The following is a 25,616-nucleotide window of genomic DNA, read 5'->3' as shown; positions in this document are numbered from 1 at the left end:
CCACTATTCTTCGTCATTTTCGTCTTTGGGCAAGGGCAAAACTTCCGCCTTTACTTCGTCATATTCATTAAATTGTTCGAGCTTTTTTTGGTTGGAAGAAGGAAGTTGCATATCAATATTCCACCCCATCGATGAGGCCAACTGAAACATCATGAATTGTACCTGATTGTTGGCAATACGGGGCAAGTCGCTCGTAAGCGCTTTTTCGTTCATGGCTTGTTTGGCATCTACCAGCAGGTTTGTATAATCTTCGTGATTGAACCTGTTCCAAATGCCGTGCTCAATATCATAAAATTTGTAATCGGTATCGATTGAAAGCACCTCTGGTTCGGGAAAATACTCTATGACCATTTTGTTGGTTTTTTCGTCAATATGAAATCGCATCTTTGCAAAATCAAATCCTACGAGCACTTTCGCTTTGGCGATGATGAGTGCTTTTTTTGAGTTTTTGAAGAGATATAAAAACTTTTTGTCGTCTTTATAATCAAATATTTCGGTAAAATAGCCTTCAGCCATCACTACCTTAAACACCTTTTCGATGCGTTCTAACAAAATAGTAGAAGACTGAACGAGTTGCTTATTGGCATTTTGTTTGGACTTTAAAAAATATAAAGTACCAAATCCAAGCCCACCCCCTAGGCCGAGCGTAATAAGAAAAAAAAGTAGTAAAGAAAAGTCCATTGCTTGTGATGATTTTGCGAAAGTTAGATAAATTTTTCGTTTTCTAATTTGTGGAAGAAACAAAGGGTAACTTTGGCAAAATCATTGCTTCTTTAAAAAGAAAAGCGTTATTTTGAATAAATATAATTTGAAAGCATGAAACTTGTTTTTACGTGGTTGTTGGCAGTGTCACTAGTGGTGGGAGTGCTAGGATGTGAGACTACAAAAGGAGATGACGAGGATGACCCCCAACCCGAGCCAGGTGTCACCAAGACCGAATTGCTAGCCGGAACCTCCACTAAATCATGGCGGGTAGAAGTAGCCAAAGTAAATGGTTTGAATGTATTGCCTTACACACTTGCGTGTGCGAAGGATGATAATTGGGTTTTTAATACCAACAAAACGTATGAGCGTAATGAAGGTGCCACTAAATGTAAACCTACTGACGAACAAGTTTATGAAAAGGGAAGTTGGGAATTTAATACCGCCGAAACGGAACTTATTCTTAATAAAACCGCCAAATATACGATAAGCAACTTTACGCGAAATACGCTGGAAATATCAACCAAAAACGTATCAGGAGAAACGGAAGAGTTGACTTTAAAAGCAAATTAATTAATACATTTTTGTTGGCTAAGTGTTGAGTAAAAGGTTTGAAAAAGCCTGATATTGAACACTTAGCTTTTTTTTATGATGATATGCCAACTCCAAAAACGCTGGTAGTGATTGCGGGCCCCACGGCAGTAGGAAAAACAAATCTGTGTGTGCGTTTGGCAAAATTTTTTGATACAGAAGTAATCTCGGCCGATTCGCGGCAGTTTTATCGAGAATTGACCATCGGTACTGCCAAACCCACCCCCGAAGAAATGGCAGGTGTACCGCATCATTTTATAGATTCTCATTCGATTGATATTCTATATAGTGCAGGAGCCTTTGAGCGAGATGCTTTGGCGGTGATAGATAAAATTTTTGAAACAAAAGACATTGTGATCTTGACGGGAGGCTCAGGGCTTTATATTAAAGCAGTATGTGAAGGATTGGATGATTTGCCTGAGACCCCTCCCGAACTTCGCACCGAACTTATGCAGCGACTCGAACTCGAAGGACTCGAATCTCTCCAGATGCAGTTGCGTGAATTAGACCCCGTTTATTGTGCCCAAAACGACCTCCAAAATACGCAAAGAGTAGTGCGGGCGCTTGAAGTATGTATTATGACAGGCAAACCTTTTTCTTCTTTTCGCGAGCGTCAGCCTGTAAAGCGATCCTTTCAAATCATCCAAATAGCGCTCGAAAGAGATAGAGAAGAATTGTATCAGCGCATTGATATGCGAATGGATGATATGCTTCGTAAAGGGCTTGTTGAAGAGGCCAGATCTCTACTGCCATATCGCGAGCATAATGCTCTCCAAACGGTAGGTTATAAAGAAATTTTCGATTATTTCGACGGGCAATATGGATTTAATGAAATGGTTAGATTGTTGAAGCGCAACTCGCGCCGCTATGCTAAGCGTCAACTTACATGGTTTAAACATCAGGGAAATTTTAGGTGGTTTAAAGCGTCTGATTTTGAAGGAATTGTAAAAGAAATTGAGTTGGATTTAAAAAGATATAGTTAAAATTACCATAAGCTATTGCTTTGTTAAAAATATATTACTATATTTAGATAAAATTTCACTAATAGGTAGTGGAGTTTGAGCGATAAAGTAAATAGGTTGAATAAGTAATTTTAAAAAAATGCACCCTCTGGTCGCGAGCAGAAACTCTACAATAGAACTCCAACTGATAGTCGATCTTCAGGCAGAGGCTACCTCTTTGGCAGAGGCTGCTTTCGCTAAAGTATATCGTTTATATAATCGGTATTTGTATGGAATTGCTCTGAAATATCTTAAAGACCCCGCTTTGGCAGAAGATGCACTCCAAGATATTTTTTTGAAGTTTTGGACTCATCGTTATCAATTAGATGCCCATCAGTCTCTCAAAGGCTTTTTGGCGACTATGATGAAAAATCACGTTCTTAATGTGTTAAGGGATCAAAAACGCGAGATTTTGCGATACATCGAATACACCCTCGACTGGTCTGAAAGCGAAGGAACAGGGGAGGAAATCAAGCAATGGGACGAATATAGTAGCATACTTCAGCAAGGAATTTCAAAGTTGTCGCCGCAAAAAAAGAAAGTTTTTGAACTAAGAATGCAAAGTGGACTCAAAAACGAAGAAGTAGCGTTTCAAATGGGCCTCTCTATCAATACGGTTAAATTTCAATTTTCTCAAGCCCTTCATTTTCTCAGAACCTACGTTCAGCACCGTATTGAAATTATTTTATTTCCAATATTATTTTGGATAATGTTTTGATTTTCAATCTTCTAGGTTTTTTATCTAAAAAAAACTTAAAATAATCTTCATTTAATATAATACCACTTCTGAGGTTTGGTGTATAAGGAAGTAACACTTCTTACACGTCAACCTATGCAATCAGAATTAGTCGAAAAGTATTTTAATAATCAGTGCAGCGTAGAAGAGGCTGAGCTAGTACTCAAATGGTTTGATACTGATGAAGGACAGCAGTACTTAAAGCAGCGTTTAGATGATGACTTAGCCCATAGAGAGCTTAGTGAATCAGAAGCAGCTTTTGATTCGGAAGCTTTATTGGCTCGCCTTCAACAAAAAATCAACAGGCGCACGGCTTTTTCTAATGCGCATTCGGTGTATTGGACATGGGCGCGTTGGGTGGCAGCAGCTATGGTAGTAGTAGCGGGAGGGTATTGGTATCAGTTTATGAAAGAGGAGATTGTTCAGACTGCCTATGGCGAAAGGCGCACCGTAAAACTAGCCGATAGTACGTTAATCATTCTCAATGGCAATTCAAAATTACGTTTCAAAAAACAGTGGCACAGTTTTCAGAAGCGGGAGGTATGGATTGAGGGGGAGGCGTTTTTTCAGGTAGCTCATACTCCTAATCATCAGCATTTTTTGGTGCATTTGCCCAATAAAGTAAATGTAGAAGTACTCGGGACAGAATTTGATGTGTATGCCCGTAAAACCAAAACTCGCGTAGTACTCAATACTGGAAAAATTCAACTCACTCATTCAGAGCAAGACCACAATCCTTTGGTAATGAAGCCCGGGGATTTGTACGAGTCAAATGCTTATGATACAAAACTTGTCACTCGCAGGGTCAACTCTGAAGTTTACTCTTCGTGGCGTAATGCTCGCCTCACCTTTGATAAAATGTCGCTGGCTGATATCGCCCAACAGCTAGAAGATACTTATGGATTAGAAGTAGTAATAGAAGACAAAACCCTACTTCGCCAAGAATTTTCGGGGACAATTCCTACTCAAAATATCGATATTCTACTAGAAGCGCTAGGACGTTTGTTTGACCTGAAAATTATTAAAAATCAAGATAAAGTCATTATTCAATCCAATCAATAGCCATTTTTCAATTAATAACCCAAAACAAAGTTAAACTCACTCAAAACCTAAAACTGCACACATGATGAAACGAATTGTACACTGGCTGGTGAGCTTGGGACTTGTGGGTGTTCTGTTTACAGAATCATCACAAGCTCAATTGGTAGCGTCGAATCAGCGTTACACGCCTCAAGAGAATGGGAGTACCTCCGAACGCCCCAAAATGATAGCCCTTAAGACTGTACTTACTGATTTAGAAAAACGGTATAAAGTGTCGTTTATTTATCGTAGCGAATTAATGGACGCCGAAATTCCGTTGGTAAATACCGGAAAAGCATCTAAAGTAGAAGATCAGCTTGATCGAGTCCTAAAAAATAGTGGACTTAAATACGAAAAAGTACGCGATAATTTTTACATTATTTTGTCGAGTGAGCAAAAGAAAGAAAAAGTGATTCGCAAGCTCAACAAAGTCGATTTCCCTGAAAACTCTTATAGCGTAAGTGAAATCAATACACCTAATACATTGATGGCCTCGAAGATAACCCGTATGGGGTTTAGCATGACATCAATCGCTGACCGTACAGTCCAAGGTAAAATTACGGATCAAGAAAGTGGCGAAATGCTAGCAGGGGTAAGTGTACTTCTAAAAGGTACTAACAAAGGCACTACTACCGACGGACAAGGACGGTATCAATTGTCAGTACCTGACGGAGATGTAACCTTGGTTTTTAGCTTTATTGGGTACGCTTCTCAAGAAGTGAGAGTAACCTCGGGACGTACCTCTATTGATATCGGTTTGGCTCCTTCTACTTCATCTTTGAATGAAGTAGTTGTGGTAGGCTATGGTACTCAGAAAAAATCCTCGTTGACAGGGGCCGTATCGTCAGTAACTCAGAAAGAACTCAAGGCTTTGCCAGTAGTGAGCGCCACGCAAGCGATGCAAGGACGCGTACCGGGAGTATCAATTACCAACAACAGCGGCCCAGGCTCTGAGCCAGTAGTAAGGATACGGGGTGTAGGCTCTATCAGCTTGAATCCCAATCCATTGTATGTCATAGATGGCGTGCCTGCTGGCGGGCTCAACAATATTGACCCCAAAGATATTGAGTCGTTGGAAGTACTTAAAGATGCAAGTGCCGCAGCTATTTATGGCTCTCGGGCAGCCAATGGGGTGGTTTTGATTACTACCAAAAAAGGCTCCAACAATGGAAAATTGAGTATCAACATTGATTCTTATGTAGGTACCCAATCGGCTTGGCGGACCCTCGATTTGCTCAATCGGGATGAATATATCCGCTATGGTACAGCGCTTTTGACGGCTGCGGGCCAGCCTATTCCAGGGCGATTTACGAATCTGAATGTTCCTATTTATGACGGTGCTACGCAAACTTTTGCACAAACTGATACCGACTGGCAAAAAACGATGTTTAGAAATGCCCCTATTACCGACAATCAGGTATCGCTATCGGGCGGCAATGCCACCTCACGTTTTTATGCATCATTGGGGTATTTCAAACAGGAAGGGATTTTGCCTTTTACCAACTACGATCGCCAAAGTTTTCGTATCAACTCTGACCATAAGGTCAATAAGTACCTGACGATTGGACAAACCTTATTAGCAGCTACCGACTTCCGCACCCAAGAGCGAGACGGAGGTGGTCGGAGTTTGGTAATGAATATCATGAGGATGATTCCCTATTGGCCCGAACGCGACCCCACAAAAATCGGAGGGTTTAGCACAACAGCGCAAGGCTTAGACGCTACTGACCCCGAAAACCCACTTCGCGTAGCAGAACAAGAGCAGCAATACCAAACCGATCGCGCCTTTAAGTTTTTAGGGACGATGTTTGCCGAACTTAAGTTTACCGATTGGTTGAGATACCGCTTCACAATGGGGGGAGATTTTGCTACCTCTCGTTTCAATTCGTTTTTGCCTATCTACAATGATGGCAACCGTAGCCGAGTGATTGCCGAGGTGAGCGAAACCCGTAACCAGTACTTTTCGGCAGTGTTTACAAATCAATTGACTTTTGAAAAAACGTTGGGTAAACATTACGTGAATCTGACAGCAGTGGCCGAAAAACAACGGGCTTCTTCAAGAGGTTTGACAGCGCGAGGACAACGCCCCGACAACAATATTCAGGTGATTCAGGGGGTATCTAATCCCAATGGCTCAAGTACATTGTCAGAAAACACCTTGATTTCGTACGTTGGTCGTCTCAATTATGAGTATGCTGGTAAGTATTTAGTGGGAGGATCGATTCGGAGAGATGGCTCTTCTAAGTTTGCTCCAGGGCGTAAATGGGGAACTTTCCCGGCGGTGTCTGTAGGATGGCGTATCAGCGAAGAAGAATTTATGAAGTCTTTCCCGATGATTTCTGAATTAAAACTCCGTGCAAGCTATGGTCAAACAGGGTACAACTCTATTGGCGACTATGAATGGCAGCCGTTAGTGCAAGCCAATAATACCATCTATCCTTTGGGTAATCAAAATACTAACCTAGGCTCTTACTTCAACCGATTGGGCAACAATGAGCTGAGCTGGGAGGTGACAAGTATGAGCAACGTGGGATTTGATTTGTCTCTTATGAGCAACAAAATCACCGTGAGCACCGAATACTATACTCGTCAAACAGAGGGATTATTGTTGAGTGTACCTTTGTCTGAGTCGCTCGGATATTCAGAAAGCCCCCTTGCCAACGTCGGCAGCATGAAAAACTGGGGTTTTGAATTGGCCGCAGGCTATAATTATAGTAGCAGTAACTTTAATTGGAATCTTACTGGAACTTTTGATGTGACCCGCAATAAAGTGTTGAGTTTGGCTACGCCAAGTGCTACGATCAATTCGGGTGCTAATTCTGATTTTGGAGGCAATGACATTACACGTACCGAAGCAGGGCATCCTATTCAATCTTTCTATGGATGGCAAGTAGAAAAAATCTTCCAGAATCAAGCCGAAATCGACGCTGTGAACAAAAAAGATGCCAATGGACAGACGATTTATTACCAAAATGATAAAACCGCTCCTGGCGATATCAAATTTAGAGACCTCAATGGCGACGGTAAAGTAGATGCAAGCGACCGTACTTATTTGGGAAGTTTTATTCCTAAGTTTTCGTATGGGCTCAACTGGTCTGGTAATTTCAAAAACTTTGACTTTACCCTTTATTTCCAAGGTGTTCAAGGCAATAAAGTCTATAATGGTACCAAGGTGATTGGGCAAGGAATGCTTCGTTTGTTTAATTCCACTACCGACGTGCTGAATGCTTGGACGCCACAAAATACCAATACGGATGTGCCAAGAGCTGTAAGTGGGGATCCTAATCAAAACACGCGCACCTCGGATCGTTTCTTAGAAGATGGTTCTTATTTGCGTCTTAAAAACCTGAGCATTGGCTATACCATTCCGGCGGCTTCGCTTAGCAAACTCACCCGAAATGCTGTAAATAAGCTGAGAGTGTATGTGTCAAGCCAAAACCTCTTGACCTTTACCAAATACACTGGTTATGACCCTGAAGTGTCTTCAAAGAGCTATAATTTATTGAACAATGGAATCGACTATGGTCAGTATCCACAAGCCCGTACTTTGATGTTTGGGGTAAGTTTAGGATTCTAACCTCGTAAATTTTGGAAAAGTGTGAGGACTTAACACATTAAAAGGATTTCAATAATGATGAAAATACCAATGAAAAAAGCAATCGTAATTACTGGCATATTGGCTTTTGGGATGGCCACCAGCTGTAGCGACGAAGACTTAAACAAAGTAAACCCTAATGGGGTGACGTTTGAGACTTATTTTAACAATGAAGCCGAACTTACGGCGGGCGTAAATGCTGTCTATGCCCTGATACAGTCCAATAGCTTGGTGTCGAGAGAATGGTTTTTTACCCATGACCTTCGGGGAGATGAGATGGCGTCGGGCGGAGGGCAGCTCGAAACTCCTCGTAATCAGCTCTTGATTGGGGTGCATGACCCTGCCAATGGGCTCACAAATAGCATCTGGAGAGGCTGGTACCGTACGATTCACCGTGCCAACGTAATCATCGAGAAAGGTCCTACCGTAGCCAATATGCCCACCGCTACCCGTGACCGCCTTGTGGGAGAGGCACGTTTTTTAAGAGCATGGGCTTATTACGAACTAGGGGTGTTTTTTGGAGGGGTGCCTATTTATAAAGAGTTTGTAAAGTCGGTCGAAGGCTCAGCGCCACGTTCTACCCAAAAAGAAGTATTTGATTTGGTGATTGCAGATTTGAAAGCGGCCGAACCTGCTCTCCCTGCTTCCTATAATGCCAATAACCAAGGGCGTGCTACTAAGGCGGCGGCTCAGACGCTCTTAGCGCGTACTTATCTTCAGCTGGGGGACTACAATAGTGCCAAAACTGAATTACAGAAAGTTGTAAGTTCGGGGCTTTATAAATTGGTGGACAATTACCTCGACTTGACCAACGAAGAAGGAGAATTTAACAGTGAATCGATTTTTGAAATTGTGTATGCTCCCTCTGGTGGCGCTTACAACTGGGGCGGCGATAGTGATGGCTCGGCTGTCCAAGAAGAAACCGTACGTACGCAGGAATATTCAGCCGTAGGTTGGCGAAATGTAATTCCTTCCAACAAAATACTGAATGCTTACGAACGGGTCTCTAAAGGTGATGCCAAAAATGACCCTCGTTATGATATGTCTTATTGGAAAGAAGGTGACAAATTCAACAACGGCGCAAGTACCATGACTGCCGACCGAGTACAAGGAAATTCTTCAGTAGTAGACGGAGTGACGCAGAAAGTAAGTTGGCGCAAATATTCTGTTTTGTATAAAGTTGATAATGGGTTTGTGACAAGTGGTATCAATATGCGTATCATGCGTTATGCGGATGTGCTTTTGATGCTAGCCGAATGTGAAAATGAACTGGGTAATTCGGCGGCGGCTATTTCGCTGATGAACCAAGTCAGAGCGCGAAAATCAGTAGATATGCCTCCGTATCCTACCAAAAACTATCCATGTAGCAATCAGAGTGAAGTATTTGATGCGGTGGTGCATGAGCGTATGATAGAGCTTGCGGCTGAGCAAATCCGCAATTTTGACATCATCCGGTGGCGTAAAAATAAAAAGCAAAAAACAGAACCTATTTCTTACTTTATTGCCAATAAGCATGAGTTGTTGCCGATTCCACAGAGTGAAATTGACAACAATCCCAAAATTGAACTAAAAGACCAAAACCCTGGCTATTAGTTTGAAGGCTTCATTGACAAAGCCCCTTCGATTTGGAGGGGCTTTTTTTCATAAATTTGTGATATGAGTACTAGACTGATTCCTTTGTTTGTGATAGGGCTACTGAGCGTTCTTATGGGCTGCCAGTCGGATGATACCCTCTTCTCGCGGCTAGATGCCTCCCAAACGGGCATTGATTTCCGAAACGATATCCAAGAAAACGACACGCTCAATGTGTTTAATTTTGAATACATCTACAATGGAGGAGGTGTAGGCGTAGGCGATGTCAACAATGACGGTAAGCCCGATGTGTTTTTGGCGGGAAATATGGTAAGTAGTAAGCTCTACTTAAATGAAAGCCAAGAAGAAAAGATTCGGTTTAAGGATATTACCAAAATAGCGCGTACCGAGACCGCTTACTGGTGTACGGGGGTCGCTATGATTGATATTAACCAAGACGGTTGGCTGGATATTTATGTTTCTACGGCTTTTCCTCAAAAAAACAAACCTGCGCCTAATCTGCTTTTTTTAAACGAAGGAAACAACAAAGAAGGCATTCCTACTTTTCGGGAAGTGGCGGCCGAAGCAGGGCTGGCCGATTCGGCCTATGCTACCCAAGCGGCTTTTTTTGACTATGACCACGACGGGGATTTGGATGTTTATCTCTGCAACAATTCTCATGAAGATTTTAACCGAAACGAAATCATGGGGCAACGCACCGACGGTACCGGCAATAGTCAGGACAAACTGTTACGAAATGATGGCTCTCTTCCCAAAAGTTCGGGTGTAGCTTCGCCTAATTTTCCACATTTTACAGACGTATCAAAAGAAGCTGGAATTCAGATAGAAGGCTGGGGGCTAGGGATAGTGGTCAAAGATTTTAATGGAGATGGCTGGTCGGATGTGTATGTGGCAAATGATTTTCAATCCAACGATCATCTTTACATCAATAATCGTAATGGTACATTTAGTAACAAAATAGCGGATTATTTGGCGCATCAATCCCACAACTCAATGGGTGTAGATATGGCCGATTTCAACAACGACGGATTGGAGGATTTGTGTGTAGTAGATATGCTTCCCGAAGACAATCTACGGCAAAAAACGATGTTTCCGACCGTGACGCATGACAAATATGAGCAACAACTTTTGAAAGGCTATCAGCCGCAGTTTGTTAGGAATATGCTCCAACTCAACAATGGCCCCGTTGGCCTTGGCAAGGGTGCTGTGACTTTCTCTGACATTGGATACATGGCTGGCGTGGCTGCTACTGACTGGAGTTGGGGGCCGCTTTTTGCAGATTTTAACTTGGATGGCTGGAAAGACTTGCTGATTACCAATGGCTATGTCAAAGATGTGACCGATATGGATTTTACGTCTTATGCCAATGAATACAATTTTGGTGGGAAAACGTCGAAAATTCAACAATTGCGCGAAAAAGCCAATGAGTTGGGGGAGGTTAAAAAGCCCAATTGGTTGTTTATCAATAACAAAGATTTGACATTTACCAATAAAGCTCCCCAATGGGGCTTGCCCGAAAAGACCTTTAGCAATGGTACTGCCTATGCCGATTTTGATGATGATGGTGACTTAGACCTTATCATGAACAATCTTAACGATGAGGCTTTTGTGTATCAAAACAATGCTCGAAGCAAAGACGCAGAACCCAAAAACAATCATTTTTTGAAAATTAAACTCAAAGGCGAAATAGGTAATTTGGAAGGAATCGGCGCCAAAATCACCCTTTGGCATCAGCAACAGCAGCAGTATGCCGAGCATACCCTTCAACGGGGTTATTTGTCTTCGGTCGAAAATGTGGAATATTTTGGTTTGGGCAATACTCCTTCGATTGATTCACTTGAAATAAAATGGTCTTCAGGAAAACGCCAATTATTAAAAAACATAAGTCCAAATCAGACTTTGGTGCTTGCCGAAAAAGAGGCTAAAAATGGCAATCGCGAGCTACCCCAAACGCTCGAAAGCCCGCTTTGGAAGGAAGTGAGTCAGTCTTTGGGTATTTCTTTTATGCATGAAGAAAACGATTACATGGATTTTAATTATCAACCCACTTTGCCGCACCGTTACTCAAGGCAAGGTCCTAAAATTGCCGTTGGAGATGTCAACGGCGACGGGCTAGAAGATTTTTATGTGGCAGGTGCTTCGCGTCATAGCGGATGTTTTTTTGTACAAACTCCCCAAGGGTTTATCAAAAAAAACATGACCAATCAGCTTGTCGAAAAAAGACAAGAAGAAACGGGCGTATTACTTTTTGACGCTGACAATGACGGTGACAATGATTTGTATTGTGTAGCAGGCGGGAATGAGTTTGCCGATGCCGATGCCTATCAAGATATGCTTTTTGTGAATGACGGCAAGGGCAATTTCAGTGCTGCCTCGCAGGCACTGCCCCTTACTACGGCTAGTGGCTCGTGTGTGGTAGCGGCTGATTATGACCATGATGGTGATCTGGATTTGTTTGTAGGTGGAAGGGTAGTACCGCGAAAGTGGCCGCAGCCTGCGCGTAGCTATATACTCCGAAACGATACTCCCAAAGGTCAATCAGATAAATTGAAATTTACGGATGTGACCGCCCAATTGAATCCCGAACTTGCCACGATTGGTATGGTAACGACGGCTCAATGGGTGGATATGGACAATGACCACTGGCCTGATTTGGTAGTGACGGGAGAATTTATGCCCCTTTTGATGTTCAAAAACAAGCAAGGCAAATCATTACAAAAAGTAGAGCATGATCTAAATCAGCAAAAAGGATGGTATAACAGCTTGGCCACCGCTGATTTTGACAATGACGGTGATGTAGATTTTGTATTAGGAAATTTGGGCTTGAATTCTCGTTATCGGGCTTCTGAGCAACAACCTGTGAGGGTCAGAGCCAAAGATTTTGATAATAATGGCAATTATGACGCTTTTTTATCGCTATACAATGACGGTCGAGAGTATCCCGCACATCCGCGCGGAACGATGGTGGAGCAAGTAGCAAGCCTTAAGCGGAAGGTCTTGTATTATCATAAATACGGTAAAATGGGCTTTGATGATTTGTTTTCGAAGGAAGACCAAGAAGGAATGTACAAAGAAGAAGCCAATACTCTAGCCTCCGTGTATATAGAAAATCTAGGTAATGGACATTTCAAAACCAAACTTCTTCCTACGGCTGCTCAAGTTGCGCCTATAAACGATATTTTACCGCTTGATTTTGATAAAGATGGGAAATTAGATATTGTGGCAGTAGGTAATTCGTACGCAACAGAGTCACTAACGGGGCGCTACGATGCCTCGCAAGGATGGGTACTGAAGGGCGATGGTCGTGGGAATTTTACGCCACTTTCTACTTCTAAATCAGGATTTTGGGTGAGAAGTGATGCCAAAACGGTAGCTAAAATCACCCTCAAAGATACTCATACAGCACTCATCGTAGGCTCAAATGCGGATAGCTTGAAAGTTTTTAAGCCTTTGGGCGACATAAAAAAAGCGCGGTAATAGTCCGCGCTTTTGTACAATAAGCCAAGAGAGGCTTATTTCATATTGGTATATACATTCTGAACATCGTCGTCTTCTTCAATGCGCTCAATGAGCTTATCCACTTCGGCAGCTTGCTCTTCGGTAAGCTCTTTGAGCTCCGTCGGGATGCGGGTAAATTCCGCTCCTTTTAGTTCATAGCCTTTTTCTTCCAAAAAGGTTTGGAGGCTTCCGTAGGCCGTAAACTCTCCGTAGATGTTGATTTCGTTGGTGTCTTCGTCCAAAAATACTTCTTCGGCACCATAATCAATCAATTCAAACTCTAGCTCTTCGAGGTCGATATTGTCGGCTGAAATTTTGAATACACATTTACGGTCAAACAAGTAATCGAGCATACCCGACGTGCCAAGTGTACCGCCAAGCTTGTTGAAATAGCTACGCACATTGGCTACGGTACGGTTGGTGTTGTCGGTAGTGGCTTCAATCAAAATCGCAATTCCGTGCGGGCCTTTTCCTTCATATACTACTTCTTTGTAGTCTTCTTGGTCTTTAGACACGGCACGCTTGATCGCCCTTTCGACGTTGTCTTTGGGCATATTGGCCGCTTTGGCATTTTGGATGATAGCACGTAAGCGTGAGTTGTTTTGAGGATCAGAACCTCCCGCTTTTACGGCCATTACAATATCCTTACCAATACGGGTGAAGGTTTTGGCCATCATTCCCCACCGCTTTAGTTTACTTGCTTTTCGGTATTCAAACGCGCGTCCCATATCAAATGAGTGAATCTATGTTTTAGTAAAAGGTAAATAGTTCTTTTTGAAATAAAGTCTTAACCCTATTGTTTGAACTCTTTCCCTGTGATTATTGAATATTTAAAAGAATTTGATTTCGTAATATATCTTCCATCGTTTCGCGAGCTCTGATGAGGTGTGCTTTACCTTGATACACAAGTACTTCGGCGGGACGAAAGCGGCTGTTGTATTGGCTACTCATCGTAAATCCATAGGCTCCTGCGTTGAGTAGCGCAAGCACGTCGTTTTCGTGTACTTCATTGAGGGTTCTTGCTTCTGCAAAGGTATCAGTTTCGCAAATATACCCTACCACATCATAAGTATAGGTGTGTGTACTTACTGGATTAGAAACATTCACGATATGATGATAAGAGCCATACATCATAGGGCGAATCAAGTGATTCAGTCCTGAGTTGACCCCCACAAAAGTACGATTAGGGGTTGGTTTCACTACATTGGCGTTGACCAAAAGAACCCCTGATTCGCTTACCAAAAACTTGCCTGGCTCAAACCAAAGTTGAAGTTTGCGGCCTAGCTTTTGGCTTAGTTGGTGAAAAGCTTCGCTAAGTTGAGCTCCCAGTTCGGGCATCGCAGTGATAGGGTCTCCTTCTTTATAGGATACTTTAAATCCTCCTCCCAAGTCGATGATTTGGAGTTTAGGAAAAGAAGCTGCAAATTCAAAAATGATGTCTGCTGCGCGTACAAAGGCTTCGGCTTCTTTGATGTCGGAGCCGGTATGCTGGTGCAGACCCACCACGTTTATATCATATTGATTGACGATTTGAAGGATTTCGTCGCGTTGACGAATGTCAATTCCAAATTTTGAACCTTCATGAGCCGTCATGATTTTGGCGTTGCCACCCGCTGCCACATTGGGCTTAATCCGAATCATGCAAGGTACACTAGTGCCGTATTTTTCACCAAATTTTTGAAGCACCGAAAGGTTATCCAAATTGATAATCGCCCCTGCTGCAACTGCGGTTTCGATTTCGTCAAAAGATACTCCACTTGGCGTAAACGTAATGTCGCTACCTTGGTAGCCTGCATGTAATCCTAACGCTAATTCTTGGGGAGATACCACATCAATCCCGACGCCATTTTGGCGCATGAGTTGGAGAATAGAGATATTGGTGAGGGCTTTGCAAGCAAACTTTATTTTCAAATCAACCGTCGCAAAAGCGCTACGTAATTGATTGATTTTTTCTACAATTGTATCGGCATCATACACATAAAGAGGAGTGCCAAATTGCTGGGCAATATCCAGCACCGGAATGCCTTGTATTTCGTATTGGTTGTTATTGATTTTCACAGAGCGACTAAATTACAGAACTCTTCCAAAGGGCTATTGGGCGATGTTCCAGATTTTGAGGCGCAAAGATAGTCAATGGTTTCTTTTAGCGAAAAAATATAACACAACATTCCGGTGCGGTAGCTTATTTTTCTTCTTTCATCAACACCAATTTAAAAAGCCCGTCTTTGAGTACAATCTCATCTTTTTGGGATTGTTTTTTGTAGTCCCACTTTTCGGGATCAATGTCCGAATCGTAGCCTGTGGCACTTGTGATGGCTTTGTCTTCCATTTTGTTGATAATACGCCCTACGCCTCCAAAAACCGTCGAGCTTGTGCGTTCTTTCCAGTAAGTGCCGTCGAGGGTAGCGTTGAATTTACCTTCTAGGGTTTTTTCGGACGAAGCCGTAATTTCTATTTCACCACCGTTTTCGCGGCGCGATTTTCCCATGTGAAATTCCATACGAGGGCTACGGGTTTCTTCGGCATACCGGACTACGGCGATGCCCTTGTATTTGCCATCTTCGGTTAATTCTTTCATGGTTTTTTTGTTGGAACCATAATCTTCATCCACAATCTTGTATAGCCCTGGACTAGGGACTTCTTTTCCTTCTGACGAAAAAAACCAAAAACGCAAAGACTTATCGGGCTTAACGGCGTTGGCGGTAATATACCATGTGGGGCCAATCCTGATACGGCGCGGGGCGGTCTTGTATTCTTTGCCGTCGATTTGTACACTAAGGCTATTGTCGTTGGAAATTTGGGCAAAAGAGGAGGCAGAAATGGCCAAACCTAGTAGCGTGATAACGAGAGATTTCATGGTAAGTAATTGATAAAATTGAACAATGAAAAACAAATTTTTCAAAAAAAGATAGCAATACCTAACTCTCTTCCGTGATTTTATTTAACGGAATGAAGTATTAAAGTCCTGATAATGGGGCAGATGATTGGGGGTAAGAAGAAATTTATACGATGCCAAGCTGGGCAAATACTGGAAAGGTGACGGGTAAGGTAGAAGACGTGCCCCACAGGAGAGAGAGTTTTTCTTCTAAGGCAGGAATAGGATTAAAGCCGTTGGTTTTTTCAAATTTACGTACGCTCGACCACGTATTGAGATACAAACAAAGCTGTGTAAGAGTCCAATCATATTGTTGTGGAAAAACTTTTTTATCAACATTGCGATACGGAAAAGGAATATCGGTGTATTTGTTTTCTGTATGCCGCCGTTCAGCGTCCCAAAATGCTCCTACCACATTGCGATAAAAATCCCCAATGATAGCGTCGATTTCGGGTGAAATATGCAATAGCTCATACCCCCATACCGAAATGATAGCATCTTTTTTGGCAACTCTTTTTACTTCGGCATGAAACGCTCCAAAATCAAACCAATGAAGCGCTTGGCCTACCGTAATGAGGTCGAAAGTAGCGTCTAGGAAAGGGGTGTGTTCGGCAGGGGAAGTTTGATAATGTACATTGGGCAGTGCTACTGCCTGACTGATTTGGGCTTGACTGAGGTCAGTGGCTTCTACTTGCTTAAAACGCTGCGCTAGCACCGAAGCCACTTGGCCGTTGCCAGTGCCGCAGTCCCAGGCACAATCAAACTGCTTGACATGACTAAATACCCATTCATACAGAGCGGTAGGGTAAGTGGGACGATAGAGCGCATACTCATGCGCATGGCCAGAGAAAAGGTCTTTCATCAGATAGAAGTTTACAAAAACTTTACACCAAAACCTGCCCACGCGGATTTTGACTCCGCATTTGTTTTTTAACTTGCATCAAAAATAACGATAACCATGAAGAAAATCTCCTTTCTTTTTTCTCTTATGTTTTTTTGCGCTTTGAATGGCTTAGCGCAGATTCAGTCAGGGCCTATGGTGGGCTATTCGGAGATGCGAGAAGTGCTACTTTGGGTACAAACCAAGCAAGCCGCTAAGGTGAAGTTTATGTATTGGGAACAAGGGAATTCTGCCCAAAAACTAAGTACAGATGAGGTAACTACCGCCAAAAATACCGCTTTTGTTGCACGCTTGGTTGCGGACCAAGTACAGCCTAGCAAGAAGTATGATTATGAAGTGTGGATTGATGGCAAAAAAGCAAATATTAGCTATCAGCTCAGTTTTCAGTCGCAGACTTTATGGCAATGGCGCACCGACCCACCGGCCTTGAAATTTGCTTTTGGGAGCTGTGCTTACATCAACGATGCCCCCTACGACCGCCCCAATGCTTACGGCGGAGAATATGAGATTTTCAAAAGCATTGCCGCCCAAAAACCTGATTTTATGGTGTGGGGCGGCGACAATACTTACACCCGTGACCCTGATTGGAATACCCGTACGGGAGTGCTTTATCGCTATACCCACACGCGGTCGTTGCCAGAGCTACAGCCTTTGCTAGGCTCGGTGCATCATTATGCTATTTGGGACGACCATGACTATGGCCCCAATGACGCCGATCGTAGCTTTGCACTCAAAAATGTTACTTCGGAAGCTTTTCGGCTTTTTTGGGGAAATCCTAATTATATTTTTGAAGGTGCCTGCACGGGTACTTTTGAATGGAATGATGTGCAGTTTTTTTTATTGGACGATCGCTGGTTTCGTAGTCCCAACAATCGCATCGACGACCGCACCTATTTTGGTGATGCCCAAATTCAATGGCTTATCGATGCACTCATCAATAGCAAAGCATCTTTTAAATTTATCGTGACGGGTGGGCAAGTAATCAACGCGGCCAATTTGTTTGAAAACTATGCAACTTATGGTGAAGAACGGGCACGTTTTCTTCAAAAAATTGCGGATGCCAAAATCTCAGGTGTGGTATTTTTGACAGGTGACCGCCACCACACGGCTTTGCACAAGTTGGAGCGTTTTGGGACTTATCCCCTCTACGATTTTACGATTTCTCCTCTTACTTCAGGGGCTGGAAAACCCAATGATGTAGAAAAAAAGGCCGCTACTTTTGTGGAAGGGACTACGGTTGAAAACACCCGAAATTTTGGCATTTTTGAAGTGACAGGTCCAGCCAAAGAAAGGGTGCTAAAAGTAAGTGTGTACGATGCCCAAAATAAGCCGCTTTGGACGCGTGAAATCAAAGCTGGTGAATTGAAATAAGTGTTAACTAAGCAGGCATGTATAAAAAAGTGCCTGATAAATAAAAAAATATGCTCACAGTTGCCTTGATTCAGACGGCGCTTTATTGGGAAAACCCCACCGCCAACCTTGCGATGCTGGAGGAAAAAATAGCCGAAATCACCCAAAAAGTCGATTTAATTGTATTGCCTGAAATGTTTACGACGGGGTTTTCGATGAAACCTGAGGGATTGGCAGAGCCCATGAATCTCACCACTTTCAAATGGATGCGTCAGATGGCTGAGCAGTCGGGAGCGGTGCTTACGGGGAGTTATATTGTTCAAGAAAAAGGTCAGTATTTCAACCGACTCCTTTGGATGCCGCCCAATGGCGAATATGATTATTATGACAAGCGGCATTTGTTTAGAATGGGAAAGGAGCACGAGCATTATACCGAAGGGCAGCGGCGTATCATCAAAGAAATCAACGGATGGCGAATTTGTCCACTGATTTGCTATGATTTGCGTTTTCCGGTATGGGCTAGAAATCAGGGGCTTGCGTACGATGTGTTGCTGTATGTAGCCAATTGGCCTGCGGTGAGGCGAGGCCCTTGGAATACGCTTTTGCAAGCGCGAGCTATCGAAAATTTGAGTTATGTACTAGGAGTCAATCGGGTAGGGGAAGATGGGCATGGTGTGGCTCATGCGGGAGACTCAGTCGTAATTGATTTCAAGGGAGATTTGCTTACTGACCGAGATTCAGCCGAAAAAACCGTCATTTATACCTTAGACAAAGACGCCCTCATGAGTTTTCGAGAGCGTTTTCCAGCGCATATGGATGCCGATGCGTTTGAGATTCAGCACTAAAATTCGACTACCGAATAGGCGGCTTGATGGGGCTGACGCGTCTGGTCGCCTATTTTTGTGCGGTTTCGGTCGTCATCATGAATGACCAACAGGCGATGAGCGCCTACAAGGGTTAAATCTTCCGCTTTGTGATTGAATTTGAGAGGCTGACCGGCACGGTCATGAACAAGGTTTAATTTGTTGTTTTTGAGGTCGTTTTCGGTGGCCCACCACAGATAGGCACAATTGAGCTGGGTGTCGCTTTCCATAGAAGTAAGTACCCAAAATATTTTGCGTTGTGGGTCATATTCGATACAAGAAAGGGCGAGAGGTTTGGGCAAAGAAGGTTGAAGTTCGGCAATGTTAATATCGGACATCGTTTGGAGGTTGTTCTCAAATATTAAAGAATCTCCCGCCATGTGATAAGAGGCCGTCAATACTTTGGCTTTATACTTGAAGTTATCATACTGTTTTCCTTCTTCCCGCACGCCAAAATAAAGTTTGTTTTGCGTAGCTGCTAGTCCCTCAATTTTAAAATAAGGCATCCCATTCGGAAATTCGGGTGAAGTGAGGGCTTTGGAAAGAGCATTTCGTAAACTGACCGAAAATTTTTCACCTGCTACAAGATGCACGGCTTTGGGCTGTATCTGCTGAGGGTTGTTGCCGACGGGCCAATACAAAAGCGTATTGTAAGTATCCCACTCGTGGCTACCTTCTTTGATACGGTCAAAGGCCGTGGTCAAAAAGGCAACTTTCCCATTGGGTGTCAAGGCAAAATCTTCGTATTTCTGAGCTGCTTTCAACAGCGATTGGGTAAGATAAGTGGGCTTGGCAGAAAACGTACCCATATCGGCATAGACCCAATAAAACACCGAAGCGTTGGCACCAGGCATATCTTTGTCATTCGCCAATGTCACATTTTTGCCGTCGTACAAAATCGCCGAAGCTTCGCACCATACATCTTTGCCTCCCGCTTGAAGCCCTGCTTCAAAACAATCAATAAATCCCTCTTTGGCAATCGTTGCGCCTTGAGATAGTTTAGTGGCGGGACGCTGGCACTGAGTGAGTACCAAACAAAAAATCGCCAAAAGGAAAATAGAGAGTGAGTTTTTCATGAGAGAGAGTGGGGAGGAGGCTGTAATGCAATGAAGGACTAGTAAATAGAAAAACTCTGGAAAAGCTGAGAAGCCTTTCCAGAGGAGTGGACTTACATCCGAGCTTTGATGATATTGGTAAACTCGCGAGATTTGAGCGAAGCACCACCAATCAATCCACCGTCGACGTCTGGACAAGCAAAAAGCTCAGGAGCATTTTTTTCGTTGCAGCTACCACCGTACAAAATAGTAGTATCATCGGCCACTTGCTCGCCATACTGAGACGCGATATGAGCGCGAAGGGCAGCGTGCATGTCTTGCGCTTGCTGTGAAGTAGCAGTAAGACCTGTACCAATGGCCCACACAGGTTCGTAGGCAATCACTACTTTCCCGAAATCTTCGGCTGATAAGTCAAAAAGAGCCGCCGTGATTTGATTTTTTACAATAGCTATAAAATCTTCATTCTGGCGTTGTTCGAGCAATTCGCCGCAGCAGAAGATAGGCTTGAGCCCGTTGGCAAGGGCGATTTTTACTTTTTCGGCCAAAAGCTCGTCGGTTTCACCAAAGTACTGACGACGCTCGCTGTGCCCGACGATGACATAGGGCGTCCCCAAAGCAGCAAGCATCGCGGCTGAGATTTCGCCTGTATAGGCACCCGACGCTTTGTGATGACAGTTTTGGGCACCCAAAGAGATGCGGGATACTTCTTCCACATATTTTTGTAGTACTGGCAGATAAATGTAAGGCGTACAAAGTACTACTTCTACATCGCCGCGTACTTCGTCGCGCACCATATTTACTACTTCTGAGGTGAGAATGAGCGCTTCATCGAGCGTTTTATTCATTTTCCAGTTGCCAGCAACAATTTTTTTTCTCATTTCAATCGAGCGGTTTAAACAAAAATTGGGTTAATTTTATTTTATATTATACGGATTACAAAACTGATTTTGAAGGTAAAACTCAAAACAACAAAATTAACAGTAATTTACCACATTTGTACTTGAAAAGTGTTGCGAAATTAGCAAGAATAAATTAATTGAAAACGGCACTTTTTTGGGTATATTTTTTGTTTTTCTAAGAAATAAGTATATCTTTACTAACAGCCTACGAATTTTTAGGGGATAAAGCTATGGCGCGACGTTATCTACAACTGGCCTTGTTATCCATGCTGCCTTTTTTCTTGTTTGCCCAAAAGGCCCGCAAAAAAGAGGACAGGTTTGGATATTTTTTGTCGGGAAATTCTAAATTTACCCGAATCCCTTTCGAAATGCACGCTAATCTCATCGTTGTGCCTGTAAAGGTAAATGATTCTGATACGCTTCATTTCATTTTGGATACCGGAGTGAGCTCTGTTCTCATCACAAATCCTGATGCCATCAAAAAACAAAAACTCCATTTTACGCGTAAAGTGCAACTGACTGGAGCGGGAGAGGGGCAAGCACTCACTGCCTCGGTGGCTATCGGCAATACCATCCAAATGAGTAAGATGATGGCTACTCATCAAAATATGGTAGTGCTTGACGAAGATGTCCTCAAACTATCTGAGTACGTGGGCGTGCCGATTGATGGTATATTTGGGTATGATGTTTTCAACAATTTTGTCGTAACCATTGACTTCCTGCACAGGGAGCTATTATTGGTACGGCCTGAAAGCTACAAATACCGTCGTAAACAAGGAGAACGCTATCCTATCGTAATCGAAGATACCAAGCCTTATGCGGATGTGGTTGCTTTGGTAGAAGGAGGGCGGGAGCTTCCCATCCGAGTGGTGATAGATACGGGAGCTGGACACGCCTTGTTGATTGACAAAACACCTACCAACAAAATCCAACTTCCTCAGAAGGTACTTCGAGCGCAGCTAGGGCGTGGTCTTAATGGGGTCATTAATGGAAATTTGGGAAGGATTGATAAGGTACGTTTTGGTAAATATGAATTAGAAAATGTATTGGCTTCTTTTCCGGATAGTGTAAGTTTTGGAGTGAAGCTAGCTTCACGAGACGAACGTCACGGAAACATTGGCTGTGAACTGCTTCGCCGCTTCAAAGTAACCTTTAACTATGCCGACCGCTACATGATTCTGAAGCCCGTTAAGCGTCGTCTGAAAGAGACATTTGAGCATGATATGAGTGGTATGGAGGTCAGGGCCAAAGGTGACGACTTTCGCCAATATTATATTGATAAAGTGGTAGAAGATTCGCCCGCATGGGAAGCAGGCTTACAAGAGGGAGATGAAGTGCTATTTATCAATAATAAATCATCTAACGACTTGATAATAAGTGAAATATATAAAATTCTTCAGAAAGGGGAAGGGAAAGAAATCAGCCTTCTTGTAAGACGAAACGGCTCAATTCAGTTTGTGAAATTTCAACTCAAACGTATGATATGATGCAATAGGCTTAAGTTTCGCCCCAAATTGGAAATTTGGGGCGAAACTTTTTTAAAAAGGAAATGAAATTTTTCCCATCGAAACACTCGGTACGCCTTCTCTACTTCCAAAATCGGTGTGTTGACCACACAAGGCTTCATTGGCCAAAATTGCAAACAACACTGCTTCTTTGGCATCGCCCGAAATCCCAAGTGTATCTGTACTCGCCATCGGCAAATCCGGTAAAAGCTCTCTTAAGGAAGCAATCAAAGCAGGATTGTGCATACCCCCTCCACTCAGATAGAGACGATACTGCTCGTCAGGTTTACAGACGCGCTGTATGGCTTCGGCAATGGTTTCGGCCGAAAATTGAGTAAGCGTAGCCATAAGGTCTTCAGGAGCTAGCGAAGTAGTTTGGCTACGTTGTTGAGCTAAACGCACGTAGTCAAGGCTAAACAGCTCTGGACCCGTAGTTTTGGGAAAAGGCCCCGAAAAAAAAGGGTCTTTCTTTAAACATTTGAGCAGCTCAGGATGAACTTTGCCACTGAGGGCTACTTTGCCACCTTCATCATAGGGACGATTAAAAAACTTACGCATAAAGGCATCAAGGAGCGTATTGCCAGGACCCGTATCAGTCACAAATACTTCTTCAGAACTGAGCGTACCGGGTAGGTACGTAAAATTGGCAATACCGCCCATGTTGAGCATGATACGATTTTCGTCTTTTTTAGAGAAAATAAAATAATCTCCATATACCGCCAAAGGAGCCCCTTCTCCACCTGCCGCACAATGTTTTTGGCGAAAATCACTGACTGTAATAATGCCCGTCTTAACAGCTATGTGATCTCCGTCACCTATTTGTAGGGTAGCATTAGGGTATTTAGGAAGTCGGTGGAGGATTTGAGGGGCATGAAAAACAGTTTGGCCATGACTCGCCACAATGTCAATCTCCGAGGGAAGAATGCCCCATTGGTTGAGGCAATCAAGTACGATTTTTCCGTGTAGTTGGCCTATCCAAGGATTGAGTAGGCAAAGGTGCTGAAAGTCGATTTCTTTTTTCGCGAAGATTTTTCGAATTTCATCTTTAATATCTTCAGAAAATGAAACAGTTTCAAATTTTTCTAAAGTCAAATTAGTATCTACTCCGCTGCCTACGATGCGACAAAGTGCCACATCCAGCCCATCCATAGAGGTCCCAGACATCAGCCCGATGATTCGTCTTTCGGGCTTTTGGGCGATTTCAAAAAGTTTTGTTAGGTTTGGATTCATGGGAAAAACGAGACGTATTCTTGGGGATTAAAGATAGGTATTTTTTCATAACGCTAAATTCAATTTTGACGATACACTTATGTGGATTGGAGCCGAGCAGTATCAATTTTTTGAGGCCATACTTTTCAAAACCTTTGGGCACGAAATAGAGATAAAGGATATAAGGTTTATATCAGGAGGTAGTATCAATACCGCAGCACGTGTTTCGACCCTCGAAGGTACATTTTTTGTGAAATTCAATCACTCAGAACACGAAGATATGTTTGAAAAAGAAGCCAAAGGTCTAATGCTTCTTCAGGATACAAACGCTCTTTGTATTCCGGAAGTAGTAGGATTTGGAGAGTACAACGATAAATCATATTTAGTACTGGAGTTTATCGAAAATGGTGGACAGCGCCCAGATTTTTGGCAAGAATTTGGTCGTTCACTATCTGTTTTGCATTCTCATACGCATTCTTCTTTTGGATTATCTTTTGATAATTATATTGGTTCATTGGAACAGCGAAACCAGTATTATGAAAATGGTATTGACTTTTTTGTAGAAAAACGACTTCGTCCTATGGTAGGGCTGGCATTGTACAATGGATTGATTACTCAAAATCTTCGAGATTGTTTTGAGCAGTTTTATCCTTTGCTTCCTCATCTTCTACCCAACGAAAAACCTTCCTTACTACATGGGGATTTGTGGTCTGGCAATTTTCTTTCCAATCCTTATGGTTATGTATGTCTGGTTGACCCAGCCCCTTATTATGGTTTAAGGGAAGCCGAAATCGCTTTTACTCACTTATTTGGAGGCTTTGATGATGAATTTTATGAAGCCTACAACGAGGCTTATCGACTTACTCCCAACTTTCAAAGTCGTATCCAGATTTATAATTTATACCCGCTCTTGGTACATGTTAATTTGTTTGGCAAAAGTTACCTTCCACCTATCGAACGACTTTTGCGCCGATTCGTTGGAAGCTGAGCATAACCGCAAAATGGAAAAAATACAAGATATTAGGAATATATAACAAATTGTATATTTCTAATATTTTTAAAATTATTTATTTATTCAGGAATGAATATAAAAATATAACTTTTCATAGTTTTGTGTAAAATCATCTTTAGGTCTTTATCTCAAACCCCCGAAAATCATGGAGACTACTATTACACAGAGCATTGCTGTTCCAGTAGGTGTAACCCTCGACCGTTATATTATGCACAACCAAAATGCTTTCCCTTTTGCGACGGGGGAGCTATCTCAGTTGTTGAGGGATATTGGGTTGGCCGGAAAAATCATCAATCGAGAAATCAATCGTGCTGGATTGATAGATATTACGGGAGGTTTTGGGACCAACAATGTACAAGGAGAAGCCCAGCAAAAACTAGATGTAGTAGCCAATATTCGGTTTATAAGGGCGCTTATCAATGGAGGTGAAGTATGTGGAATTATTTCGGAAGAAGAAGATGAAATCATTTATACGGGCAACAATCAAAGCAAGTATGTGGTAGCGATAGACCCCCTCGACGGCTCTTCTAACATTGACGTGAATGTCTCGATTGGTACTATTTTTTCGATTTATCGGCGGGTATCTCCTCTTGGCGAAAAACCTATATTAGATGATTTTTTGCAAGGAGGAGATAAACAGGTAGCAGCGGGATATATTCTTTACGGTTCTTCTACGATTCTGGTGTATACAACCGGAAACGGCGTGGCCGGATTTACGTATGATTCGTCGTTGGGGGAATTTATATTATCTCATCCGGCTATTCGTAGTCCCTTTGACGGGAAGATATTTTCTTATAATGAAGGCAATTACAATAGCTACGACAGCTTCGTGCGGGAGTATTTGATAGAATGCCGCAAACGTGGCTATGCGGCTAGGTATATTGGGTCATTGGTGGCCGATTTTCATCGGAATTTACTAAAAGGTGGGATTTATCTTTATCCTCCTACCCACAAAGACCCTAACGGAAAACTTCGCTTGATGTATGAGTGTTTTCCTTTGGCCATGATTGCTGAGCAAGCAGGAGCTAAGGCTTCCAATGGCTATCAGAGAGTTTTGGAGGTTGTACCCGAATCATTGCATCAGCGGGCCCCACTTTACATAGGCGCTGATGCAATGGTGACTGAACTTACCAATCTGATATGAGTTTCGT

At 42.8% G+C, this 25,616-nt stretch carries 20 protein-coding genes; 12 read left to right on the top strand and 8 right to left on the bottom strand.

The genetic code is table 11. The features are described from left to right. Nucleotides 1-3 precede the first annotated feature (3 nt). A complete protein-coding gene (locus G563_RS0120195) occupies nucleotides 4-681 on the bottom strand; it encodes a DUF4230 domain-containing protein (protein ID WP_028666901.1) in 678 nt (225 codons plus the stop codon). Between the two features lie 135 nt (nucleotides 682-816). Here G563_RS0120195 and G563_RS0120190 point away from each other — a divergent pair, with 135 nt between their 5' ends. From G563_RS0120190 to G563_RS0120160, 7 genes are all read left to right on the top strand, one after another. Beyond that, complete coding sequence (locus tag G563_RS0120190; RefSeq protein ID WP_028666900.1) at nucleotides 817-1,275, top strand: hypothetical protein; 459 nt, start codon at nucleotides 817-819, stop codon at nucleotides 1,273-1,275. Between the two features lie 83 nt (nucleotides 1,276-1,358). Beyond that, nucleotides 1,359-2,276, top strand: coding sequence for a tRNA (adenosine(37)-N6)-dimethylallyltransferase MiaA (gene miaA / locus G563_RS0120185; protein ID WP_028666899.1), 918 nt, complete (start codon nucleotides 1,359-1,361; stop codon nucleotides 2,274-2,276). A gap of 118 nt (nucleotides 2,277-2,394) precedes the next feature. Next, complete coding sequence (locus tag G563_RS0120180) at nucleotides 2,395-3,012, top strand: RNA polymerase sigma factor (RefSeq protein WP_028666898.1); 618 nt, start codon at nucleotides 2,395-2,397, stop codon at nucleotides 3,010-3,012. A 114-nt stretch (nucleotides 3,013-3,126) separates the two neighbouring features. After that, nucleotides 3,127-4,092, top strand: coding sequence for a FecR family protein (locus tag G563_RS35395; protein ID WP_051211094.1), 966 nt, complete (start codon nucleotides 3,127-3,129; stop codon nucleotides 4,090-4,092). 61 nt (nucleotides 4,093-4,153) lie between these two features. Next, nucleotides 4,154-7,687: a SusC/RagA family TonB-linked outer membrane protein gene (locus G563_RS0120170; protein ID WP_028666897.1), complete on the top strand. Its 3,534-nt coding sequence runs from the start codon at nucleotides 4,154-4,156 to the stop codon at nucleotides 7,685-7,687. A 69-nt stretch (nucleotides 7,688-7,756) separates the two neighbouring features. Further along, nucleotides 7,757-9,298, top strand: coding sequence for a RagB/SusD family nutrient uptake outer membrane protein (locus G563_RS0120165; RefSeq protein WP_028666896.1), 1,542 nt, complete (start codon nucleotides 7,757-7,759; stop codon nucleotides 9,296-9,298). Nucleotides 9,299-9,361: 63 nt separating this feature from the next. After that, the gene (locus tag G563_RS0120160) at nucleotides 9,362-12,775 is read left to right on the top strand and encodes a VCBS repeat-containing protein (protein WP_051211093.1); all 3,414 of its coding nucleotides are present in this window, start codon (nucleotides 9,362-9,364) and stop codon (nucleotides 12,773-12,775) included. Nucleotides 12,776-12,810: 35 nt separating this feature from the next. Here the strand turns inward: G563_RS0120160 and G563_RS0120155 are convergent, their stop codons facing one another. From G563_RS0120155 to G563_RS0120140, 4 genes are all read right to left on the bottom strand, one after another. Beyond that, a complete protein-coding gene (locus G563_RS0120155; protein WP_028666894.1) occupies nucleotides 12,811-13,524 on the bottom strand; it encodes a YebC/PmpR family DNA-binding transcriptional regulator in 714 nt (237 codons plus the stop codon). Nucleotides 13,525-13,615: 91 nt separating this feature from the next. Further along, complete coding sequence (gene lysA, locus G563_RS0120150) at nucleotides 13,616-14,854, bottom strand: diaminopimelate decarboxylase (RefSeq protein ID WP_028666893.1); 1,239 nt, start codon at nucleotides 14,852-14,854, stop codon at nucleotides 13,616-13,618. Between the two features lie 124 nt (nucleotides 14,855-14,978). Further along, nucleotides 14,979-15,653 carry a hypothetical protein gene (locus G563_RS0120145; RefSeq protein ID WP_028666892.1) on the bottom strand — a complete coding sequence of 225 codons (675 nt, stop codon included), beginning with the start codon at nucleotides 15,651-15,653 and terminating at the stop codon, nucleotides 14,979-14,981. Between the two features lie 145 nt (nucleotides 15,654-15,798). Continuing rightward, nucleotides 15,799-16,533, bottom strand: coding sequence for a class I SAM-dependent methyltransferase (locus G563_RS0120140; RefSeq protein ID WP_028666891.1), 735 nt, complete (start codon nucleotides 16,531-16,533; stop codon nucleotides 15,799-15,801). 96 nt (nucleotides 16,534-16,629) lie between these two features. Here G563_RS0120140 and G563_RS0120135 point away from each other — a divergent pair, with 96 nt between their 5' ends. Both G563_RS0120135 and G563_RS0120130 read left to right on the top strand, forming a co-directional pair. After that, nucleotides 16,630-17,943, top strand: a complete 1,314-nt coding sequence (locus tag G563_RS0120135; RefSeq protein WP_028666890.1) for an alkaline phosphatase D family protein — start codon at nucleotides 16,630-16,632, stop codon at nucleotides 17,941-17,943. A 50-nt stretch (nucleotides 17,944-17,993) separates the two neighbouring features. Then, a complete protein-coding gene (locus tag G563_RS0120130) occupies nucleotides 17,994-18,767 on the top strand; it encodes an amidohydrolase (RefSeq protein ID WP_028666889.1) in 774 nt (257 codons plus the stop codon). On the opposite strand, the gene G563_RS0120125 is transcribed toward G563_RS0120130, so the two are convergent. Next, nucleotides 18,764-19,861 (bottom strand): hypothetical protein, encoded by a 1,098-nt coding sequence (locus G563_RS0120125; protein ID WP_028666888.1) that lies wholly within the window; start codon nucleotides 19,859-19,861, stop codon nucleotides 18,764-18,766. The genes G563_RS0120130 and G563_RS0120125 overlap by 4 nt on opposite strands. A 92-nt stretch (nucleotides 19,862-19,953) precedes the next feature. After that, nucleotides 19,954-20,718: a triose-phosphate isomerase gene (gene tpiA / locus G563_RS0120120; RefSeq protein WP_028666887.1), complete on the bottom strand. Its 765-nt coding sequence runs from the start codon at nucleotides 20,716-20,718 to the stop codon at nucleotides 19,954-19,956. A gap of 251 nt (nucleotides 20,719-20,969) precedes the next feature. Here tpiA and G563_RS0120115 point away from each other — a divergent pair, with 251 nt between their 5' ends. After that, the gene (locus tag G563_RS0120115; protein ID WP_028666886.1) at nucleotides 20,970-22,226 is read left to right on the top strand and encodes an aspartyl protease family protein; all 1,257 of its coding nucleotides are present in this window, start codon (nucleotides 20,970-20,972) and stop codon (nucleotides 22,224-22,226) included. A 51-nt stretch (nucleotides 22,227-22,277) separates the two neighbouring features. Here the strand turns inward: G563_RS0120115 and G563_RS0120110 are convergent, their stop codons facing one another. Beyond that, nucleotides 22,278-23,474 (bottom strand): anhydro-N-acetylmuramic acid kinase, encoded by a 1,197-nt coding sequence (locus G563_RS0120110; RefSeq protein ID WP_028666885.1) that lies wholly within the window; start codon nucleotides 23,472-23,474, stop codon nucleotides 22,278-22,280. 79 nt (nucleotides 23,475-23,553) lie between these two features. Here G563_RS0120110 and G563_RS0120105 point away from each other — a divergent pair, with 79 nt between their 5' ends. Together G563_RS0120105 and fbp are read left to right on the top strand one after the other, a co-directional pair. After that, entirely contained in the window at nucleotides 23,554-24,441 is an 888-nt protein-coding gene (locus tag G563_RS0120105; RefSeq protein WP_028666884.1) for a fructosamine kinase family protein, read from the top strand. 169 nt (nucleotides 24,442-24,610) lie between these two features. Continuing rightward, nucleotides 24,611-25,609, top strand: coding sequence for a class 1 fructose-bisphosphatase (fbp, locus tag G563_RS0120100; RefSeq protein WP_028666883.1), 999 nt, complete (start codon nucleotides 24,611-24,613; stop codon nucleotides 25,607-25,609). The last annotated feature ends 7 nt before the right edge of the window (nucleotides 25,610-25,616 follow it).

The sequence above is a fragment of the Runella zeae DSM 19591 genome (assembly GCF_000423565.1).
GTDB classification, from domain to species: Bacteria; Bacteroidota; Bacteroidia; order Cytophagales; family Spirosomataceae; genus Runella; species Runella zeae.
Note: the sequence above shows the minus strand (reverse complement) of the source record. Positions and strands in the feature narration are given on the sequence as shown.

What these genes read in the sequence shown, in the direction of transcription:
- G563_RS35395 (WP_051211094.1), top strand. Translation starts at nt 3,127, where the DNA reads ATGCAATCAGAATTAGTCGAAAAGTATTTTAATAATCAGTGCAGCGTA.
- G563_RS0120190 (WP_028666900.1), top strand. Translation starts at nt 817, where the DNA reads ATGAAACTTGTTTTTACGTGGTTGTTGGCAGTGTCACTAGTGGTGGGA.
- tpiA (WP_028666887.1), bottom strand. Translation starts at nt 20,718, where the DNA reads ATGAGAAAAAAAATTGTTGCTGGCAACTGGAAAATGAATAAAACGCTC.
- G563_RS0120110 (WP_028666885.1), bottom strand. Translation starts at nt 23,474, where the DNA reads ATGAATCCAAACCTAACAAAACTTTTTGAAATCGCCCAAAAGCCCGAA.
- G563_RS0120145 (WP_028666892.1), bottom strand. Translation starts at nt 15,653, where the DNA reads ATGAAATCTCTCGTTATCACGCTACTAGGTTTGGCCATTTCTGCCTCC.
- G563_RS0120165 (WP_028666896.1), top strand. Translation starts at nt 7,757, where the DNA reads ATGAAAAAAGCAATCGTAATTACTGGCATATTGGCTTTTGGGATGGCC.
- G563_RS0120115 (WP_028666886.1), top strand. Translation starts at nt 20,970, where the DNA reads ATGGCGCGACGTTATCTACAACTGGCCTTGTTATCCATGCTGCCTTTT.
- G563_RS0120105 (WP_028666884.1), top strand. Translation starts at nt 23,554, where the DNA reads ATGTGGATTGGAGCCGAGCAGTATCAATTTTTTGAGGCCATACTTTTC.
- G563_RS0120125 (WP_028666888.1), bottom strand. Translation starts at nt 19,861, where the DNA reads ATGAAAAACTCACTCTCTATTTTCCTTTTGGCGATTTTTTGTTTGGTA.
- G563_RS0120140 (WP_028666891.1), bottom strand. Translation starts at nt 16,533, where the DNA reads ATGAAAGACCTTTTCTCTGGCCATGCGCATGAGTATGCGCTCTATCGT.
- fbp (WP_028666883.1), top strand. Translation starts at nt 24,611, where the DNA reads ATGGAGACTACTATTACACAGAGCATTGCTGTTCCAGTAGGTGTAACC.
- miaA (WP_028666899.1), top strand. Translation starts at nt 1,359, where the DNA reads ATGCCAACTCCAAAAACGCTGGTAGTGATTGCGGGCCCCACGGCAGTA.
- G563_RS0120170 (WP_028666897.1), top strand. Translation starts at nt 4,154, where the DNA reads ATGATGAAACGAATTGTACACTGGCTGGTGAGCTTGGGACTTGTGGGT.
- G563_RS0120135 (WP_028666890.1), top strand. Translation starts at nt 16,630, where the DNA reads ATGAAGAAAATCTCCTTTCTTTTTTCTCTTATGTTTTTTTGCGCTTTG.
- G563_RS0120160 (WP_051211093.1), top strand. Translation starts at nt 9,362, where the DNA reads ATGAGTACTAGACTGATTCCTTTGTTTGTGATAGGGCTACTGAGCGTT.
- G563_RS0120155 (WP_028666894.1), bottom strand. Translation starts at nt 13,524, where the DNA reads ATGGGACGCGCGTTTGAATACCGAAAAGCAAGTAAACTAAAGCGGTGG.
- G563_RS0120130 (WP_028666889.1), top strand. Translation starts at nt 17,994, where the DNA reads ATGCTCACAGTTGCCTTGATTCAGACGGCGCTTTATTGGGAAAACCCC.
- G563_RS0120180 (WP_028666898.1), top strand. Translation starts at nt 2,395, where the DNA reads ATGCACCCTCTGGTCGCGAGCAGAAACTCTACAATAGAACTCCAACTG.
- G563_RS0120195 (WP_028666901.1), bottom strand. Translation starts at nt 681, where the DNA reads ATGGACTTTTCTTTACTACTTTTTTTTCTTATTACGCTCGGCCTAGGG.